Raw genomic sequence first — 17,569 nt, forward strand, 5'->3', positions numbered from 1 at the left:
CGAAAGCTCGTTACAGGTGGACAACGTATGCGGGCGCCGGTGCGGCATCTCGCGGCAATTCGTCGCTTGTCGAACAAACGCATGTATGAGGTGACGAGATCGAATCACCGCGCATTTTCTAGTAGCAAGGCCACCCGTTTGCGGGCGAATGTAGGATACAGCGGTGCATCGTCCAAGAGCAGCCGATACATTATCGGCGCCACCACGCAGTCCATCACATCGTGCAACTCCGGTGGCGATTCACCGCGTTCAATGGCACGTTCCAGGATTATCGTCACCTGGGAGCGGGTGATGGCAGCGCATTGGCGGGCTGGACCACTGCCGTCCTCGTTCGCGCCTGCCAGCAGATCGCGCATCAGCATCTGGCTCGACAGCGACAACATCTCCATCTGAAATTCCTGCGCCCACGTCGCCAGATCGCTTTGCAACGCCCCCGTATCGGCCGGCGTGTTATTCGGGTAGAGCCGTTGCACGGCGACATCGGAGAGAAGCGTCCGCAAGTCACCCCAGCGTCGGTAGATGGTGGTGCGGGTCACGCCCGCGCGCGCCGCGATCTGCGGCACCGAGATTGCGTCGCGCGGCATCTCCGCGAGCAGTGCGTTGATCGCCTGATAGACCGACGCCTGCACCCGTGCGCTGCGTCCACCGGGTCGCGATCTTCCTCCTGCCATACTTGTTTCACTCCTGTCATCCCGTTCGACCGTATCCATCAAAATGCGTGGAACCGCAAGTGTTACGGTTATGTCAACGTCGAGCGACGCTAAAAATCTAGCCAAGCAATTGTCAACATTTATTCTTCGAAAGGAGCACTGGCCTTCGATCCCGCTGCGAGTATTCCACTTCCGCGAGCATGGCTCGCGACGCATAGCGCATCACGCGTCTTGACACGAATTCTAGTGTGGAAATCGTGAGGCTCGAACAGGATTTCGGGAAACTGAATGTTCTCGATCTGGAAAAAGACACTTACTCGCAACTTCAAGTCCATCCAACTCTTTTGGAGCATGAAAACTTGCAACGCTCACGAGATTATTCTTAGGATTTTCGAGACGCTGTCATCTTAAAGCGATCGCGACGCATTAGCGGACAAGACGCAATTGCTCAGAAAGCGGGAGGATTTTGCACGGTTTTAGTGAAACGATGCCAAGCAGGAAAGACGGTCGATTCCAGGCTCGGCGCCAAATTGGCTCCCGCGAGCATCGAGGATGCCGGGCTAGAGCCTGACGTCTGCCACCAACCTATCAACATCGCATTTCATTCGATCAACCTATCGACGAATTTTAGAACTGAAACCTGACCGTCCAGTTTTTGGCAAACGGCTGCGTCTAACAGCGCAGCATTCGTCGGTCGCCGGCAACGAGGGTGCTCCGGCACAACGCTTACGCAAGTTTGCTAATCTTTTTTTGACAGATCGTTGACAATCTTTATGTCCTAGCTAGGATGTGAAGCGTCAACCAAGAGCACCAACATCCGCTTGATGACGGTGAGTTCTGACTGGTCGAGTGCTCGGATCCAATCTTATTCTCCTCGCCGCCCACAGCGGGGAGGTTGAGGACGAACAGATTGTTGGCAACTTATCTGTGAAACGTTGAGTCGCTGTGAGCAATACAGGTAGTAGTTCAAGTCTATAGCTTCGAGTTCGCTGTAACTGCATGCGCCCTCGCGTGGTGCTCAGCAATCTATCGTCGGTTAACCTTGGCAATCCCGAAAAGATGGTTGCTCATCGTCCTATCGACGAAGTTTGCCAGGCACATGAAATAAGGAAAATTTATGCTTTACTTCGATAAATATTTCGGATAACTAAATATTGAACTTAAAAAATGAAAAATCCTATGATTTGGGGCATCGCTGCACTATTGGGTTCAGCGGCTTGTCCTGCGTTTGCGCAATCGGTTACTTTATATGGTCAGATCGACACGGGACTAGCGTATGCCACCCATGTCGGGAATGGCGACAATTCGGTAATCAAGGCCCAGGATAGTATTTTGGGAGTATCGAGCTTCGGGCTAAAGGGCAGCGAGGATCTGGGTGGTGGTTATAAAACCATTTTTAATCTTCAATTCGGTTTCGATCCTTCAAACGGCAAGATGGACAATCCGAATGATCCTGGGTTTGACCGTAACGCGTACGTAGGTTTTGAGAGTCCGGAAGGGACATTGACGCTCGGTCATCAGTGGAATCTAAACGACGATTGGCTGGTCGGGACTGTATTTGGAGGAGGATATAACTCCGGCGCAGTCTTCAAATTTCACGAATTTGATGCGATTAGCGAATACTATAACAACGCCGTCAAGTACGTCACGCCCACTTTTAACGGAGTGCAGGGAGGCGCGATGTACTCCTTCGGAGGGGTCGCAGGGGCCTTTACGCAAGGCTCCATGGAAATGGTCGGAGTCCGCTATTCGTCTGGCAGTCTATATGTCGGGGGCACTTACGATCAGGAGAGCTCATCTTCAACGAGCGGAGCCAAATATAAACTGGTGACGTTTGGAGCACGATACGACTTTGGCATTGTCAGGGCCCGCGCCGGCTTTTCCCATGCCGACATCACCGGCGTAGGCACATTTCAATCGATTATCTCTCAGCCGGCTCAGCGCGCAAACGTCTATGAGGCAGGAATGGATTTTCCGGCAACGACAGCCTTCACTATTTCGGGTGATTATCTTTATAAGAATAATCCGAGCTTTTCGAACCACACCAACGAATACCGGCTTCTTGCGTCATACGCCCTTTCGAAGCGCACTCAGCTCATTGCGAATGTGGCATATCTGAAAAACTATGGCGGGGCGACCGAGGCGATGTACAACATGGACGACCCCGCATCTGGCACATACGGCGCGTTACCTAATGGAACGCAGACTGCGGTAACAGTCGGTATCCGTCACTCGTTTTAGCGAGATAGTCTCGACGAACGATGTTCTCGCATGGTGCATGCAGCGTCAGCGTAACGCAATCAACGCCTGGCGCTTCCAAGCGCTGACACTGCTCTGACCGCTGCCTTGGCGGCCCGCCATTTTCGGAAAGTCCAATGGAAATTTCGCGAGCGACCATCACGCGGCGTGCTTGACTTGCGCGAGGCCTTCGATAAACGGACCAGGAAGGGAGGCGGCGGCGACGCTGCTTAGATAGTGACGCTCGGCGTAGTGAACACCAAAATGGGGAAGGCGTTGACCAATTTAGCCCCATCAGACGTCTGGCCGTTGTCGCGGTTTAACGGACTCACATCTTTGACCAAGGATATCCCAGTGAATAACCTAAACGAAACGAAGTCCAATACAGTTATTTCGAACGAGACGCAGATTTCATCGACGGATACCTCCGCTTCGCACGTAGCAACTGCGGAGGCGCGTCCCGGGGCGCATCTTTCACGGCGAACCTTCATCAAAGGCGTTGCCGCGGTCGCCGGCATTGCTGGTTTCCCGTATGTCCACGCGCAAGAAAAAATCGTGCTGCGCTATCTGGGCACCGCGGTGAACCAGAGCTCGGACCTCGCCAAGAAGTTCAAGGAAGATACCGGCATCGAGATTCAGTACATTCCGGTCACTACCGACGATGTCGCCAAGCGCATCATCACGCAGCCAAACTCGTTTGATATTGTAGACACCGAGTAAGTGTTCAGCGGAAACGGATTTGATAAGTTGATCCGTAGGCACCGAGCAGCGTGTCGATTTCGGAGTCGATGGTGTCACGCGTCCAGGTGACGAAGCGTCGCCAATGATATTTGGCCTGCTTCCACAGGATCTCGATCATATTCAGCTCGGGACTGTAGGGCGGCAGATAGAACAGCATCATGCGATGCTCGATGAGCCAGCGCTCTAGCGTTTCGTGATCGATGTCGTGGTGGATCGACGCGTTGTCGAGCACAACGACCGTGGGGCGCTGATCGGCCTGTTGAGCCACGCGATCCAGGAATTGAACGACCGCAGGACGCTTGACCGATTGCTTGGTGGCTTCATGGATCAGCGTATTGGCGCCGAAATCGAGCGCGCCCATGACTGAGCGTCGGCAATGCGGGTTGGGCGTGACGCAATGCGGCTTGCCACGCGGTGACCAGCCACGCTGAACAGAGGGCGAAGCCGAAAAGCCGGCTTCGTCGAAATAGATCAGGCGGCACTGCCCATCGCGGGCAGCCTTCTGCAGTTTCGAGAGCGTGATGGCCTTCATGGCGAAGTCCTGCTCGTCGCGCTTTTTTTGAGCGAGTACCGGGCACGCTTGCACGAGAAGCCTGCCCGCTTGAGCGCCACGGCAAGAGTCTCCACACGGCAGGGCATCGGCTCGCCATGAACCGACTCAATGCGTTGTGCGATCTGCCTGAGTGTCATCGATTCAGCGCTGGCCGCTTTGATCGCCGTCGCGAGCATCGCTTCAGGCAAGGCGAGTGGGCGTCCGCCTTTATGGCCTACCAGCAGGCCGCCCACGCCGAATTCGCGCCAGGCGTGCGCCCAGTTGTATACGGTCTGGCAGCTCACTTCGAGTTCGCGCGCAACGTCTTGCACCTTCAGTCCGCGTGCACGCAACAGCAACCCGGTTGCCCGGATGCGGAAATCGCGATGACGGTGGTTCAGCGACAGTTGCTGCAAGGTGTGCCTCTCAACATCAGTCAGTTCTACGGTGCACTTCATCAGCAAGCCCAATGTGGCGATGCCTGTGAAGTTAACAAAAATCAAACCCGTTTACTAGCGACACTTACTTCTCGCTCAGGAAACTTATTCCCGCCGGTACGCTCGCAGGCATGGACGTGAAGAAGATCAAGCTCGCAGACAAGATCACGCCCGTGCTCACGCGCGGCGAAATCAATGGCAAGAAGATCGGCGACCAGGGGACTGCACCGAAGAAGGTCATGTTTCTCACGGGTGCGAAGTCCGTCCAGTTTTCGGCCACGCCGACCGAATGGATGACATTGATCCCGACAACGTACAACGCCGACACACTCGGCATTCGTCCCGACCTGATCAATCGTCCGATCGACAGTTGGGCCGAGCTGCTCAACCCCGAGTTCAAGGGCAAGACCGCGCTTCTCAACATTCCGGCGATCGGCATCATGGACGCAGCGATGGCGATCGAGGCAATGGGGCATGTCAAGTACGGTGACAAGGGCAACATGACCAAGGCTGAAATCGACCAGACCATGAAGATCTTGATCGACGCCAAGCGCTCAGGACAGTTCCGCGCGTTCTGGAAGGACTTCAACGAAAGCGTGAACCTGATGGCATCGGGTGAAGTCGTGATCCAGTCAATGTGGTCACCTGCGGTCACCAAGGTGCGCACGATGGGCGTGGCATGCAAGTTCCAGCCGCTCAAGGAAGGTTATAGGTCATGGGCGTCGGGCTTTGGCCTGCCGCGCTCGCTGCAGGGTCGCAAGCTCGACGCGGCGTACGAGTTCATCAACTGGTTCCAGGATGGCTGGGCTGGCGCTTACCTGATGCGTCAGGGCTACTATGCAGGCGTGCTAGACACTGCAAAGTCGCACATGCAGCCGTACGAGTGGGATTACTGGATAGAAGGCAAGGCAGCCGCACAAGATATCAAGGCTCCGGATGGCCAGTTGCTGGAGAAAGCCGGCACGGTGCGCGACGGCGGTTCGTATAACCAACGCATGGGTGCAATCGCATGCTGGAACGCAGTCATGGACGAGAACACTTACATGGTCCAGAAATGGAACGAATTCATTGCAGCGTAGCCGGTCATTGACTTGGCGCCGCCCCTTCCGAAGATCACATCCGGCCTGCCCTCAGGATGTCTGAAAGCGGCTTTGTGAGCTTGCTTAGAGTGAGTCAAGGTGAAGAGCATTCACAAAGCAGGCCACGGATGATTGGCCAGCTCGGTGGATCCACGCAAGGAAGCGAGCGGCAAGCTGTTTGCAGTAAAACGAAGCGCGTATCGGATGGCGCTCGTGCGCGAAGTGCTGCCGGATTGGCCCGAAGCTCAGCAAGAACGTCTGCGTGCGTTTTGGGTCTTGAATGCCGCGCACGCAAAGCTCTCGTTTGCGCGTGGGTCGGGGCTGTTTTGACCACAGTGGCCGACACCTGATTTCTCAGAATTATCAACCGCTAGGTGAATCATCGATGAATCTCAGTAGCATGAGTTCGACACCAAACTGATAAGCCCGATGCGTACATTTTTCTTTCAATCAGTGAGGGAATTTTCCATGCAATTCCTGAAGAATCTGAGGATGTCGACTCAGCTAATGCTGGGCTTCTCATCCGACAGGCCCACTTCGGCCCCACGTCAAGGTAAACAGGTCGAGCGAAGCTGGCATCATTATCATGACGCCAGCCAACCGCCCGGCCTGCCGCTGCCGCCAGCCTATCCCCATCGCATTCTTCTTGCCCAGTGTCGCTCTCACCCGAATTTGAGCATCGCCCGGACATCAGTTAAGCGACCTGATCTATAAAAACGCTGCCCAAAGAGGGTCGCCCAGCAAGGGGTACTTCCTTCCAGAATCCTCGCGGGTTTACGTGTAGCCCTACTAAACCTTTTTCTCGGATTGCGCTCACGTCCTGGTCCGAAAGCACCTGTGCTGCATTTCACAGCTGACCCGCGGCAGCGATACCGCTCAAGCGCGCCGTGGTCGACATCAGCTCAAAAGGTATGCCGCAGGACAGCACGGACAACAAATTGATGATTGTTTGATGAGTCGCCCAGATTCACGACATCGGCAACCGCAGGGGCGCCAGTCGATGACGTCCCCGACGCACGCTGCCAGGCGGCTTCGACGTAGACATCTGTGCGCTTAGACAACAACCGGTCGGCCAGGAAAGTGACTTGATGGTAGTGCTGACTCCCGACGGTTTGTCCGTTCGTGGCGGTAACGCCTTTGCCTGTCAGATAGTCATAGCCCACAGTAAAGAACATGAAAGAGCTGAAAGTATATATCGCTCCGAAATCAACATTGTCAAAACGGGCCGTCCCGCCCGAAAGCGTCCCACCAAGGTTCGCATACTGAATGTTCGAGAAAGACGTTACAAGGTTTACGGGACCGACTGCATAAGTTGCGCGGACGATCGCTACCTGATAAGCCGTCGCGCTTGCGTAACCTTCATTGAGTGAATTTGCGAGCTGAGAAGCCCCGTTCGAATTATCCGTAAACAAACCCGAACCCGCTGTAGAGGAAGTAGGTTTTTTGAAATATTCGAATGCGGTGCCGATCGATAATGGTCCGACCAAATACTTTGCCCCTACGGAATATCCGCTGTTCGCTGTGGTATTTCCTGGAACACCACCAACGCTGTATTCAGCACCGAACGAGAATCCGCTGTAGTCCGGGCTCATATAGCGTATTGCGTTGTTCACACGAACAGAATCGGCCGTGTTGGCCAGGTCGCCTGGTGGGGCGAACAGAGAGGTGCCAATCGCCCCGCTATTCCTCAATAGTGCGACGAAGTAAAACACCATGTCGTATTGCCGCCCAAATGTAAGGCTGCCATGCTGGTCGCTGTTCAGTCCAACGAATATCTGGCGGCCGAATGCGGTACCTCCCTGAGCAAACGCTCCATTGTTCAGATTGATCCCTGACTCGAGCGTAAAGATTGTGTGCAACCCTGCACCAAGATCCTCGTCACCTTTCATTCCCCAGCGGCTGCCGGTGAGGCCACTCGTTGAGTCAAGGAAGATTTTTTTTCCGCCGCTAGGACCGCCCGTGTTGCTCTGAAAGACGATCCCTTCATCGATTAGCCCATACAACGTGACCATACTTTGAGCATGTGTGACCGTAGAAAACGTGCCAAGAGCTGCGCAGCACGTAATTGCTACTTTTCCTTTAGTATTCATACATAGATCTCCTAATTGATTTGTTGTGTTAAACTCGATGCGTAGCGCAGTTTTGAAAGCATTGCATGAGTTAAATTCAGATCCACCGCCGTTTAGATCAGGTCAACGGACACTTCCGTCTAGCGGTAGATTAGCGAAGTTGCCAATAGGGATGACTCGCTGTTCATCTCGAATTCTGATAATTATTGATTAGCAGGCCATATAAAAATGGCGGCCCATTGGGTAGATACGACGCCGGCCAGCGCACCAACAGCGCTGAAGTTTGTCAAGGTCTTTGTCGTTTGCTGTCTCCTCTCGTTGTCAAAAAAATAAAATGTAGTTAGGGTGTCCCTCTTGGACCGCCATCGCCAAATACGAATTGCACCTAGCGAAGGAATGTTCCGTGTGCCCGGTCCGGTGCACGTACAAAATCAATCTGTCCCATTGAGCTCAGCGTCGTCGCGTTTTATGACACCAGCACTCAGCACGAGCTTTTCCTCATTTTTCTTGATGTTTCGACACGATTATCAGGGGTCTCCTTTGTTCTCCGCGCACAGAGTGACCATTGGAAAAACCTGACCAAACCCATTAACTTGCGGGAAACCGTCGTCTATCCAAAAAATTCGGTCTCGCCGCCATCTCCATGCCAGATTTCTACCGGCACTCTGTGCTCTGTGCATGGAGAACCAGTGGTCCCGCGGCACGGATCGTGTCTGCGAACACTCAATCAAGCATCGATTTTTGGTTGATGTGACACGTTCACGCCCGCACCACTGGCGTCCGTCTCAGCACCGATGCCATTGGAGGCGCCTCGATTACAACAACGTAAAGCACATTTTCGAAGCAACGGTTCGAACCGGGGCTGTTGACTGACTACTGCAATGGCCTGTCGATCATGGCAGCCTCAATGCGTGCTCTCATACAGATGAAGCGGTGAATATTGTGGACGCCGAGATGTTTCGGTTTGTGTCGAAAACGCTCTACGTTGCAGAGCGATTGCGCACGACGACGGATTGCTTCTCAGCGCCACGATAGTGTGTGAATGAGAGCGCGCATACAATTCAGTCCGTCCTTTCTGTCCCTTTTTGCCAGTGTCGCATCGGCACGCCGGCGACAGGTGACCGAAACGTAGCAATTCGGCTCATTTTCAGGGAGCCGACATAGACCGTCTGCAAGTCATCTCCGCCGAACGTCACACTGGTAGGAAAATCGATCGTCGTGCCGGCTGGATCGTCGAACACCGTCAGCGCCGTACCGTCCGGTTTCAGCACGACGATTTGGTTGCGCGTGACCTCCGTCACCCAAAGATTGCCATCGACATCGAACGCAATTCCGTCCACCATCGCACCTTCGAAGAACGGCATCGGACCAAATTTCTCCCTTTCGTCCAGCGAACCATCAGCGGCGACACGGAAGCGCGTGATGCCACCGGCCGTCGTCTCGGCCACGTACAGGAATTCCCCGCGGGAGTCGATTCGTATCTCGTTGGTAAATCGGAGCCCATCGGCAACGCGACGCGTTCCCTGCTCATCAATCAACAAGATGTAGCCGTCAGGTATCACCGAGACGAGCGCGTCGGAACGGGGCTCTGTCACAGTCGAGACCGCCACCCAAAGCCGATCCTTTTCGTCCAGGTAAACGAAGTTAACTGCGCCGAGCCGCTTGCCATCCAAGCTGTCTAGAATGATTTTCTTATCCCCACTGCGGTCGATTTGGTATATGTTTCCCGCGCCGATATCGGCCACGACGAAATCGCCCCGAGCGGTCATCGCAATACCATTCGGCACCCCTTCGTTCGGGCCGATTAATCGTTGGATACCGCTTTGCGCCTCGATGTGGGTTATCGAGCCGCGGTTGTCGGCGATCCACAGTGTACCGTCGCGTTCGGCGATAATGCATTCGGGCCGGCTCAGGTCGTGACCGATATATGTGATCTGGGTGGGGTCCACCACGAAACCGTCAATTCGATTCATCATAGTTCCTCTGATTAGGTGTTTTTCGGGATGACGAAACGAAGTGTTACGTCGCGTTCCGGCTTTCAGACGCCAGGCGCTGCGAAGTGGCGATATCCACCTCCGTTGGCAGCATCAGATGAGCGCACAGCGACCCGAGCAACCCAGCTGCGCCCACGTAGACAGCTACGGGCGTCAGATTCCCATAGTGCTGAGTCAATTTGGTCGCGACAATTGGCACAATGCCACCACCGATCGCCGCCCCGATCTGGAGACCCAATGAAAGTCCCGAGTAGCGTATTTCTGCGGGGAATTGTGCGCTGTAGAGAGCCGCTTCCGGCGCATACATAAGTGGATGCAGAAGTCCAAGCGCAATCGAGATCGCAAGCGTCAGATAGAGCGGCGTTCGCAGCTCCGCCAGTGCCATGACAGCCCAAATGGACACAGCGATGGCTACGCCACCGAACCTTGAGATGTTGCGCGCGCCGATCGTCGAACAAAGCCAACCGGCAGCTAGCATGCCCACGAGTTGACATGCTGCTCCGATCATCAACGCCTGGAGCGTATCACTCTTGCTGAAGCCGAGCTGTGGCCCATAGGCAATCAGAAACACAGACGCCACGTAGTAGATCGTGACTTCGCCGACCTTATGACCGATGCTCAGTAACAGAAGCTTCCAATGTTCGCGCAGAACGTCGAGCGACGGAATTCTTGAGGTCTTGTTTCGCTCTTGAACGATAACAAAATCGGGCGTCTCCGGTATCGACTGCCGGATATAGTACCCACCGACGACTAGCAGCACGCTCGCGACAAACGGCAGACGCCAACCCCAAGCAAGAAAGTCGCTCTCCGGCAGCCGCGTGACGATCGCGAACGACACGGCCGACATTAACAGTCCCACAGGTGACCCCGCGAGCGGCAAAGCGCCGAGAAAGCCCTTCAGCTTCGGAGGCGCGTGCTCGACTGCGAGCAGGATCGCCCCACCAAATTCCCCGCCGAAAGCAAGACCCTGGAGCAAGCGCAGCAATACGAGGAGTATCGGCGCCCAAGTGCCAATCGATGCATAGCTCGGTACGAGACCGATCAGGCCAGTGGACAGGCCCATCATGATCAGGGTGACTGACAGCATGGTCTTGCGGCCAATTCGGTCTCCGTAGTGCCCGAAGATAAGCCCACCGAGAGGGCGTGCGAGCAGTCCGCTCGCAAACGTGCCAAAGGATGCAATCGTCGCCGTCGCGGGATCGAGATTCGCGAAAAATACCTTGCCGAATACGAGCGCCGACGCCGTGCCATACGCAATAAAGTCGAAACCTTCGATCGCGGAACCTGCCACCGCTGCCGTGCACACACGCCACAGCGACGGCTTCTCAAACTCTTTTAATTGTGTATCCATCTACGTCTCCTTAGATTGGGGTTCGCTGGCGTCAACCAAGAAACTTCAGTTTGTTCCTGCGTTTTATACGCGTGCGCGCTCAAGCCGCTACGCGCCATTTTCGGTGGCGCGTCTCCATTCTCCAGTGCTTCTATGCCAGACTTCAGTAGCTTCCTATTTCATTTGCATAACTAACTTCCCGTTGAGATGATGTAGGCGTCGACATGTGTAAAGCCCGCTGCCGTGCGCGTGTTCGAAGCGCGGATTAGGCACCCGCCGCTACCTCAACGTGCGCCCCTCTTCAACGCTGGTGGATGTCTCGAGTACGGTAATCGGTCTGCCCTTCCGTGAACGCAGCTGCCTCCGCTGTCCACTTCGGCAGCGGTCAAGTCAAGCTGCCACCACACGATTCTGGAGCGTTCCGATGCCCGCTACGTCCATTCGAATCCGGTCACCGGGCTTGAGCCACAGTGGCGGGTCGCGGAACATGGCAACGCCCGCCGGCGTGCCCGTCGCGATGACATCACCCGGCTCCAACGTGATGTATTGGCTCAGATACTCGATCAGTACTGGAATCGGAAAGATCATCTGACCGGAGTGACCACGCTGTACGAGTTCGTCGTTTACGCGGCATTCGAGCACGATGTTGTCCAGAGAGCCGACTTCGTCAAGCGTAACGAGCCATGGTCCCATCGGGCAGAACGTGTCGAGACTCTTTGCTAGGCTCGTCGAACCGGACTTCGGCATCATTTGAATCGATCGTTCACTGACGTCGTTGACGATTGTGAGGCCAGCGATATGACGAGCTGCCTCGCTGCGGGGCACATTACGCGCGGCCTTGCCGATCACCACTGCGATCTCGACTTCGTAATCGAGTTGACGGATCGCGGGCGTGTGGCGAATCTCGTCACGATGTCCAATCACCGATCCTGGCCACTTGAAGAAGATCTTCGGTACGTCGGGTGTTTCAACGGCCATTTCGCTCGCGTGGTCAACATAATTTCGCCCCACGCCTATGATCTTGCCAGGCCGTTCGACAGGCGCAAGCAAGCGCACCTGTTCGATCGGCAAGGTCGGTTCGCCAGTGCGGCCCCAACCAGCGGTTTCGGGTAAGGCCTGACTGGCCAATGCAGCAAGCAGTGCGGTAACCGGATCAGTCGCAGCCGGGCTTTGCTTGCTGGGTGTGATGGCGACGATCCGGTCGTTGTCGACAATGCCGAATCCGATACGGTTGGCATGCAGGTAACGTGCGATCTTCATGGTCGTCTCAGGGTTAGTTGGTTTTCATGCAGACGCCGGAATAAAAGCACCGCGCGTTCCGCCGTCTACGGGAAGCACCGTACCCGTCACGTAGTTCGACTGCTCACCTAGATAAAACTCGATCACCGCGGCCACGTCGTCGGGTGTCGCGACCCGGCCGAGCGGCGATGTGCCTGACGGCCGGTATCGGCCCGTGCGGGTAGGATCGCTCATCGCCTGAATCATCGGGGTGTCGACCGTGCCTGGCGCCACAGCGTTGACAAGGATCCCCTCGCCGCCGACTTCGGCCGCAAGCACGCCTGTCAACGTGTGCAACGCTGCCTTTTGCGCCCCATACGCCCCGTTTCCCACTTTCGGTCGAATCCCCGAAATCGACCCGACGAACACTATGCGGCGTGGCGCGTCGCTTCGTTGCGCACGCATCGACTGGATCGCAGCACGCGCACAGAGCCACGCGCCGCGGGTGTTCACCGTGTACAGCGCGTCGAAGTCGGCGGGTTGCATGTCAGCAAGAGCGCCAATTCGCAACACGCCAGCTGAACAGACCAGCGCGTCCGGCGCGCCGAAACGATCGGTGATCTGTGCGAACGCCGAATCGATCGACGCACTGTCCGCGACATCGCAATGCAACGCGTACAAACGCTCATTGCGCGTTGTCATGCGCGCGTCGAACGCGACGTCGAGCATGACGACAGTCCACTGCGCGTCAAACAAACGTTGCGCGGCAGCCTGGCCAATGCCTGATGCCGCTCCGGTGATGACAACGATTCTGTTCATATACTGAGCTCCATCAAAAACTGAATGACAATATGAGCCGGCGCGTCCCGCAGATGCGGGCCAAACTGCGCTCTCACGGCTGCTGTGGGTCGCTGATGCGATTGCTCGAGAGCGCATCCTCACGAAGCAGCGCACCCGCCACCCCGCTCACATGACGGCGAGAAACGCGGCGCGCACGATGCTCCGCAACCTTGAGTGCCTTGCGCATTTCCCGGAAGTAAATGAGGTGGGGTTCCTCGATGGTGTGACGCAGCGAAGCTTTGTAATACCGCTTGATGAATTCCTTCTTCGCCTCGATAGCGGTATACATCTCTTTGGCCGTAGGTAGCGCAGCGCGACCCAATTCGAACGGCAGAATCCAGCGCATCTGGTGCTCAAAGGCATTGGGAAGCGACGTCGTCGTATTGAGCATTCCAATGAAGTACAGACCATCCCAGCCTGGAGGCACGATTCGCTGGTAAAGGTCAACTGCGTTGTCCTTGATCGGGACGATCGAATCGGAGATAAAAGGCAGTTCAATCTGATAGCCGGTGGCAGCGATCAGTACGTCGAACTCTTCACTAGATCCGTCGACAAAGTGGATGCGTTTGCCTTCAATCCGATCAATGCCCTGTTTGACGGTGATCCGGTCGTAGACGATGTGCTGGACCAGGACTGCACTGCTAGTAGTGTGAGCACGCTGGGAAAGCGCCTTGAAGCCGAGATCGGTCATACGCCCGTGGAACAGTCGGACCAGTGTCGACGTGATGCGATTGCGCAGCCAACCGGGAACCCACTTGTGTTCAAGCTTGATGGTAAAGTCGGTGAAGGGACGGCCGAAAATCAGTTTCGGTACGATCATCACGCCGGAACGCGCGACCATAATGGTGCGTTGGGCGTTGACACAGACGTCGCTGGCGATATCGCAGGCGCTGTTGCCGACGCCGACAACGCACACGCGCTTGCCGACGAATGGCTCCGGTTCTCGATAGTAATGCGAATGAATATATTCGCCAGCGAATTTGTCGCGAAATTGTTCGACGTGCATCGGCAGCGACAAATGACCGCTGGCTACCATGACGCGGTCAAACGTCAGGACTTCCCCGTGCGCTGTCTCGACTTCCCAGAGCGGGGCTTCGGCCCGATAGCATTTGGCCGGCCGGACATCGAGGACCTCGGTATTGAAACGGATGCGTCGCGTCAGATCGAAGCGGTTCGCATAGTCCACGAGATACTGGTGCATGTCCCTGTGATCGGGAAACATCTGTACGCCGTCACGGAAAGGGACATCGCTAAACTTGGTGAGATTTCGGGCCGAATTGATGTGGAGGGTCCGATACGCGGAAGACCGGTTATTGTCGTTTCCATAACACCAAACGCCGCCGATCTGACTGCCGATTTCGAAAATCGTGACATCCTGGAAGCCGGCCTGGATCAAATATTTGGCGCAGCAAAGGCCCGCTGCGCCCGCGCCGATCACGGCGAATCGCCGGGTCTTTGCATCGAGCGCCGGCGCTGATGCGGGTGTTCGATTCTGATATTTCATTTTGACTCTTTCCATACGTGTCGTGACATGATTGGATTCCGGATGATCCGACTAGGGGCGAAAGTACCCTTTTACATCCGGAGATTTGAAGCAACTCACTGACTCGGGAAAGGTATGCTTCACCAACCACAGAGTTCGCGTCAGTCGTTGCCAGGCACCGACCCGCTGGCGTACGCCGGTGGCGCCGCCTTGCGGCGCGTCCGCTTTCCTGCCAGCACTGCGTTACCCTCGCCAGCACTGCGTTTCCCTCCGAAGTTGTCCCATGAACTACTGACTAGCCAGCCGCAGTCCACCGGCAGGTTAATTCCGGTAATCGCTGAGGCGTTATCCGACAGCAGAAACAAGCAAGCGTCCGCTACCTCGTTGGGCTCGACCATACGACCCATAGCCGAATTGGAGTACACGTTGGGGTCACGATCGCCAAGCTCGAGACGGCGCTCTACCCGTGCCGTGCGAGTGAATCCTGGTGATACGCAGTTGACGCGTACGCCATCTCCTCCCCACTCAGCGGCGAGACATGCAGTCATCGAAATGATTGCCGCCTTTGCGGGTCCATATGAATACAGTGGCGACGAGCGCATGCCTGCCACCGATGAAATGTTGACGATGCTTCCGCCACCTCGCTTCGCCATCGCCGTGCCGAACGCCGCGCAACTGAGATAGGTCCCGCGCAGATGGGTCTGCTGCACCGCGTCCCAAATCTCGAGCGGCAACTCGTCTGGCGCAACCGTCGGCTGTGAAATGCCCGCCGAGTTGATGACTCCATGCACCTGTCCAACCTCACCTTCAATGCGTGCTGCGAGCGTTCTCAATTCGTCAACCTGAAGCAGATCGAGCGGGTAGAACGCGCCGTTCAGTTCATCGGCGACCTTTTGTCCCGCCTCGGCTTCCCGATCGAGAATCACGACCCGCCAGCCCTGTGCGTGCGCAAGTCGTGCACACGCCTCACCGATGCCGTTGGCCGCACCGGTGATGGCTAACGTCCGTTGCTGTGAATTGCGTTCCATCGCCTCCTCCTCAGTAGTGGTTTGCGCTCATCGACTCGACGTCCAAGCCGCGAGTCGCTTGTCATTTGCATAGTTATACGAATTATTAATACAACCTAATTTTGCATTTCATCGCGAAGCGATGTGCGGTCTAACTGACTTGCTAGTGAACGCCCTCTTGCTGAACGTGCTTTGGCGTTTCCGACCAGTTCTGCCGCCCGCCGATATGCTCACGCAGAAAGTCGACGAACGCGCGCACACGCGACGGCAAATGACGGCGGCTCGGATACATCGCATAGATGTCCAGCCCGATCGGCCTGGATTCCGGCAATACGATCACGAGCGCGCCGCTCGCCACATCGCCCTCTATCATGTAACGCGGATGCATCGAAATGCCGTGCCCAAGACGCGCCGCATGTAGCAACGGCTCGCCGAAGTTCGCGCGAACCGAGCCCTTGGGCCGAATCGAGCGCGCGCCGTTCGTACTCTCAAAGGTCCATAGCCCGTTGGGCGATTTCTTAGTGTTCAATAAGCAATCGTGCTTGTCGAGATCGTCGATGCTCGATGGCGTTCCGCGCTGCGACAGGTACCTCGGCGACGCGACCAGATATTGCGGCACGCGGGCAAGCTTCACCGCGACATAGCTCGTGTCCTTGAGTTCAGAAGCAATGCGAATTGTCAGGTCGAGACGCTCCCCGACCAGATCAGCGCTGCCGTCGTCCAGATAAAGAACCACCTGAACGTCCGGGTAACTCTCAGCGAACGCGGTCACCACGGGCACAAGGTGGTAAGCGCCGAACGACGGCTGCGTTCCAACGCGCAACACCCCGCGCGCGCCGCCGACTGATTGTCTGAGACTCCCCTCCATGTCCGACATCTGTTCAAGCAACGCCTGTCCGCTCTCAAGCAATGCCATCCCGGCTTCGGTCATGCTGACGCTCTTTGTCGTGCGCGACAGCAACTGCACGCCCAAGTTCTGCTCGAGCCAAGCGACGTGCTTGGTGACGTTTCCCTTTGACATCGCAAGCCGTTGCGCAGCGACCGAGAAGCTCGCGGCGTGAGCCACTTCGATGAACACCTCGATACACCGCAGACGATCCATACACGCTCTTACAAAAAAGGTGGGCGCAGACCAGTGCCTGCATCCCTGTCTCCGTGAGGCCAGCAGGGCCGTTTTAAGCGGCACTTATTGTGCTGAAACCTACGCTTCTGGGTACTAATTCTAGTGCGAGGACTGCATGGCACAAAGGGAATGCAGGGAAACAAATTGTTCTCGTTATGGAAACAGACTTTCGCTTCAGATTACAAACTTTAGCAGCTAGTCGGACTTGCGGAGGCCCACGGGTTATCCCTTATCAGTTCGACAATACTTCTTCTCTGCGCTCTGGTTATCCCCTTTTTGGAAACAAGCTGTTCTCGCCTGCCCCCCTTCCCGCCCTCCTCGTTGGAACCCTAGAATCCGTAGCAAATGATGATCGATTCGACCTCAATCACTGGAGACCATCCATGCCCGCAAATAAAGATTTCTCAGATTTCACAGCCGCCACGCTCCCGTTGCTGACGCAAACGCAGCACCACTTTTACCGTTGCCTTGATCGCTTCGACCATAACGGGATGCTCGCCGTGACTTGCAATGACCTGCGCTGGCATCGTCAGGGTCAGTGGGTGGTCGGTCACGATGCCTTACTCGCGACAATGCATGACCGGCCGGCTACGCAACGGGTCACGCACCTGATCAGTAACACCTTCATCGTCGAATCGAACCTGGATGAATGCAGCACGGAGTCGTATATGACGGCATACCGGTTCGATGACGGCAGCGAGCACGATGGGCCGGTGAAGATCGATCGTCCCTTCCGGATCGATCGCGTCGCCACACGCTTTCGCCATACCGCGGACCTGGGCTGGCAAATCTCGGAGCTGGTGCCCACAACTGTATTCCAATTTTGAG

The 17,569-nt window shown here is 56.0% G+C and carries 13 protein-coding genes and 3 pseudogenes; 4 read left to right on the forward strand and 12 right to left on the reverse strand.

Features of this window, described 5'->3' with window-relative positions:
• Positions 1–104: 104 nt before the first annotated feature.
• On the reverse strand, positions 105–671 hold the full coding sequence (locus M0D69_RS03360) for a TetR/AcrR family transcriptional regulator (protein WP_301780656.1): 567 nt from the start codon (positions 669–671) through the stop codon (positions 105–107).
• Between the two features lie 1,146 nt (positions 672–1,817).
• Between M0D69_RS03360 and M0D69_RS03365 the strand changes: the two genes are divergently transcribed.
• On the forward strand, positions 1,818–2,891 hold the full coding sequence (locus M0D69_RS03365; RefSeq protein WP_301780657.1) for a porin: 1,074 nt from the start codon (positions 1,818–1,820) through the stop codon (positions 2,889–2,891).
• Between the two features lie 405 nt (positions 2,892–3,296).
• Positions 3,297–3,605: pseudogene (locus M0D69_RS03370) on the forward strand (twin-arginine translocation signal domain-containing protein); the annotation flags it as partial.
• 7 nt (positions 3,606–3,612) lie between these two features.
• Here the strand turns inward: M0D69_RS03370 and M0D69_RS03375 are convergent.
• On the reverse strand, positions 3,613–4,161 hold the full coding sequence (locus tag M0D69_RS03375; protein ID WP_301780658.1) for an IS630 family transposase: 549 nt from the start codon (positions 4,159–4,161) through the stop codon (positions 3,613–3,615).
• Positions 4,158–4,619, reverse strand: a complete 462-nt coding sequence (locus M0D69_RS03380; protein ID WP_301780659.1) for a helix-turn-helix domain-containing protein — start codon at positions 4,617–4,619, stop codon at positions 4,158–4,160. Before M0D69_RS03380 ends, M0D69_RS03375 begins: the two co-directional genes overlap by 4 nt.
• A 65-nt stretch (positions 4,620–4,684) precedes the next feature.
• Between M0D69_RS03380 and M0D69_RS03385 the strand changes: the two are divergent.
• A pseudogene (locus tag M0D69_RS03385) lies at positions 4,685–5,677 on the forward strand (PotD/PotF family extracellular solute-binding protein); the annotation flags it as partial.
• 84 nt (positions 5,678–5,761) lie between these two features.
• Here M0D69_RS03385 and M0D69_RS03390 read toward each other — a convergent pair.
• From M0D69_RS03390 to M0D69_RS03430, 9 genes and pseudogenes are all read right to left on the reverse strand, one after another.
• Positions 5,762–5,995, reverse strand: a pseudogene (locus M0D69_RS03390) (hypothetical protein); the annotation flags it as partial.
• 584 nt (positions 5,996–6,579) lie between these two features.
• On the reverse strand, positions 6,580–7,767 hold the full coding sequence (locus tag M0D69_RS03395; protein ID WP_301780660.1) for a porin: 1,188 nt from the start codon (positions 7,765–7,767) through the stop codon (positions 6,580–6,582).
• 1,040 nt (positions 7,768–8,807) lie between these two features.
• Positions 8,808–9,719 carry an SMP-30/gluconolactonase/LRE family protein gene (locus M0D69_RS03400; protein WP_301780661.1) on the reverse strand — a complete coding sequence of 304 codons (912 nt, stop codon included), beginning with the start codon at positions 9,717–9,719 and terminating at the stop codon, positions 8,808–8,810.
• A 46-nt stretch (positions 9,720–9,765) separates the two neighbouring features.
• The gene (locus M0D69_RS03405) at positions 9,766–11,091 is read right to left on the reverse strand and encodes an MFS transporter (RefSeq protein WP_301780662.1); all 1,326 of its coding nucleotides are present in this window, start codon (positions 11,089–11,091) and stop codon (positions 9,766–9,768) included.
• Between the two features lie 369 nt (positions 11,092–11,460).
• A complete protein-coding gene (locus M0D69_RS03410) occupies positions 11,461–12,330 on the reverse strand; it encodes a fumarylacetoacetate hydrolase family protein (protein ID WP_301780663.1) in 870 nt (289 codons plus the stop codon).
• 24 nt (positions 12,331–12,354) lie between these two features.
• Complete coding sequence (locus tag M0D69_RS03415) at positions 12,355–13,107, reverse strand: SDR family NAD(P)-dependent oxidoreductase (RefSeq protein ID WP_301780664.1); 753 nt, start codon at positions 13,105–13,107, stop codon at positions 12,355–12,357.
• 73 nt (positions 13,108–13,180) lie between these two features.
• Entirely contained in the window at positions 13,181–14,566 is a 1,386-nt protein-coding gene (locus tag M0D69_RS03420) for an NAD(P)/FAD-dependent oxidoreductase (protein WP_301780665.1), read from the reverse strand.
• 206 nt (positions 14,567–14,772) lie between these two features.
• Complete coding sequence (locus tag M0D69_RS03425) at positions 14,773–15,639, reverse strand: SDR family NAD(P)-dependent oxidoreductase (RefSeq protein ID WP_301780666.1); 867 nt, start codon at positions 15,637–15,639, stop codon at positions 14,773–14,775.
• A gap of 142 nt (positions 15,640–15,781) precedes the next feature.
• On the reverse strand, positions 15,782–16,720 hold the full coding sequence (locus M0D69_RS03430; protein WP_301780667.1) for a LysR family transcriptional regulator: 939 nt from the start codon (positions 16,718–16,720) through the stop codon (positions 15,782–15,784).
• Positions 16,721–17,124: 404 nt separating this feature from the next.
• Here M0D69_RS03430 and M0D69_RS03435 point away from each other — a divergent pair, with 404 nt between their 5' ends.
• Positions 17,125–17,568, forward strand: coding sequence for a nuclear transport factor 2 family protein (locus M0D69_RS03435; protein ID WP_301780668.1), 444 nt, complete (start codon positions 17,125–17,127; stop codon positions 17,566–17,568).
• Position 17,569 lies beyond the last annotated feature (1 nt).

The sequence above is a fragment of the Caballeronia sp. SEWSISQ10-4 2 genome, assembly GCF_030464885.1.
Lineage (GTDB): Bacteria > Pseudomonadota > Gammaproteobacteria > Burkholderiales > Burkholderiaceae > Caballeronia.

Bases quoted from the DNA above. Each gene is read 5' to 3' on its own strand.
- M0D69_RS03360 (WP_301780656.1), bottom strand. From the start codon at position 671: ATGGCAGGAGGAAGATCGCGACCCGGTGGACGCAGCGCACGGGTGCAG.
- M0D69_RS03435 (WP_301780668.1), top strand. From the start codon at position 17,125: ATGCCCGCAAATAAAGATTTCTCAGATTTCACAGCCGCCACGCTCCCG.
- M0D69_RS03395 (WP_301780660.1), bottom strand. From the start codon at position 7,767: ATGAATACTAAAGGAAAAGTAGCAATTACGTGCTGCGCAGCTCTTGGC.
- M0D69_RS03400 (WP_301780661.1), bottom strand. From the start codon at position 9,719: ATGAATCGAATTGACGGTTTCGTGGTGGACCCCACCCAGATCACATAT.
- M0D69_RS03430 (WP_301780667.1), bottom strand. From the start codon at position 16,720: ATGGATCGTCTGCGGTGTATCGAGGTGTTCATCGAAGTGGCTCACGCC.
- M0D69_RS03415 (WP_301780664.1), bottom strand. From the start codon at position 13,107: ATGAACAGAATCGTTGTCATCACCGGAGCGGCATCAGGCATTGGCCAG.
- M0D69_RS03410 (WP_301780663.1), bottom strand. From the start codon at position 12,330: ATGAAGATCGCACGTTACCTGCATGCCAACCGTATCGGATTCGGCATT.
- M0D69_RS03365 (WP_301780657.1), top strand. From the start codon at position 1,818: ATGAAAAATCCTATGATTTGGGGCATCGCTGCACTATTGGGTTCAGCG.
- M0D69_RS03375 (WP_301780658.1), bottom strand. From the start codon at position 4,161: ATGAAGGCCATCACGCTCTCGAAACTGCAGAAGGCTGCCCGCGATGGG.
- M0D69_RS03380 (WP_301780659.1), bottom strand. From the start codon at position 4,619: ATGAAGTGCACCGTAGAACTGACTGATGTTGAGAGGCACACCTTGCAG.
- M0D69_RS03405 (WP_301780662.1), bottom strand. From the start codon at position 11,091: ATGGATACACAATTAAAAGAGTTTGAGAAGCCGTCGCTGTGGCGTGTG.
- M0D69_RS03425 (WP_301780666.1), bottom strand. From the start codon at position 15,639: ATGGAACGCAATTCACAGCAACGGACGTTAGCCATCACCGGTGCGGCC.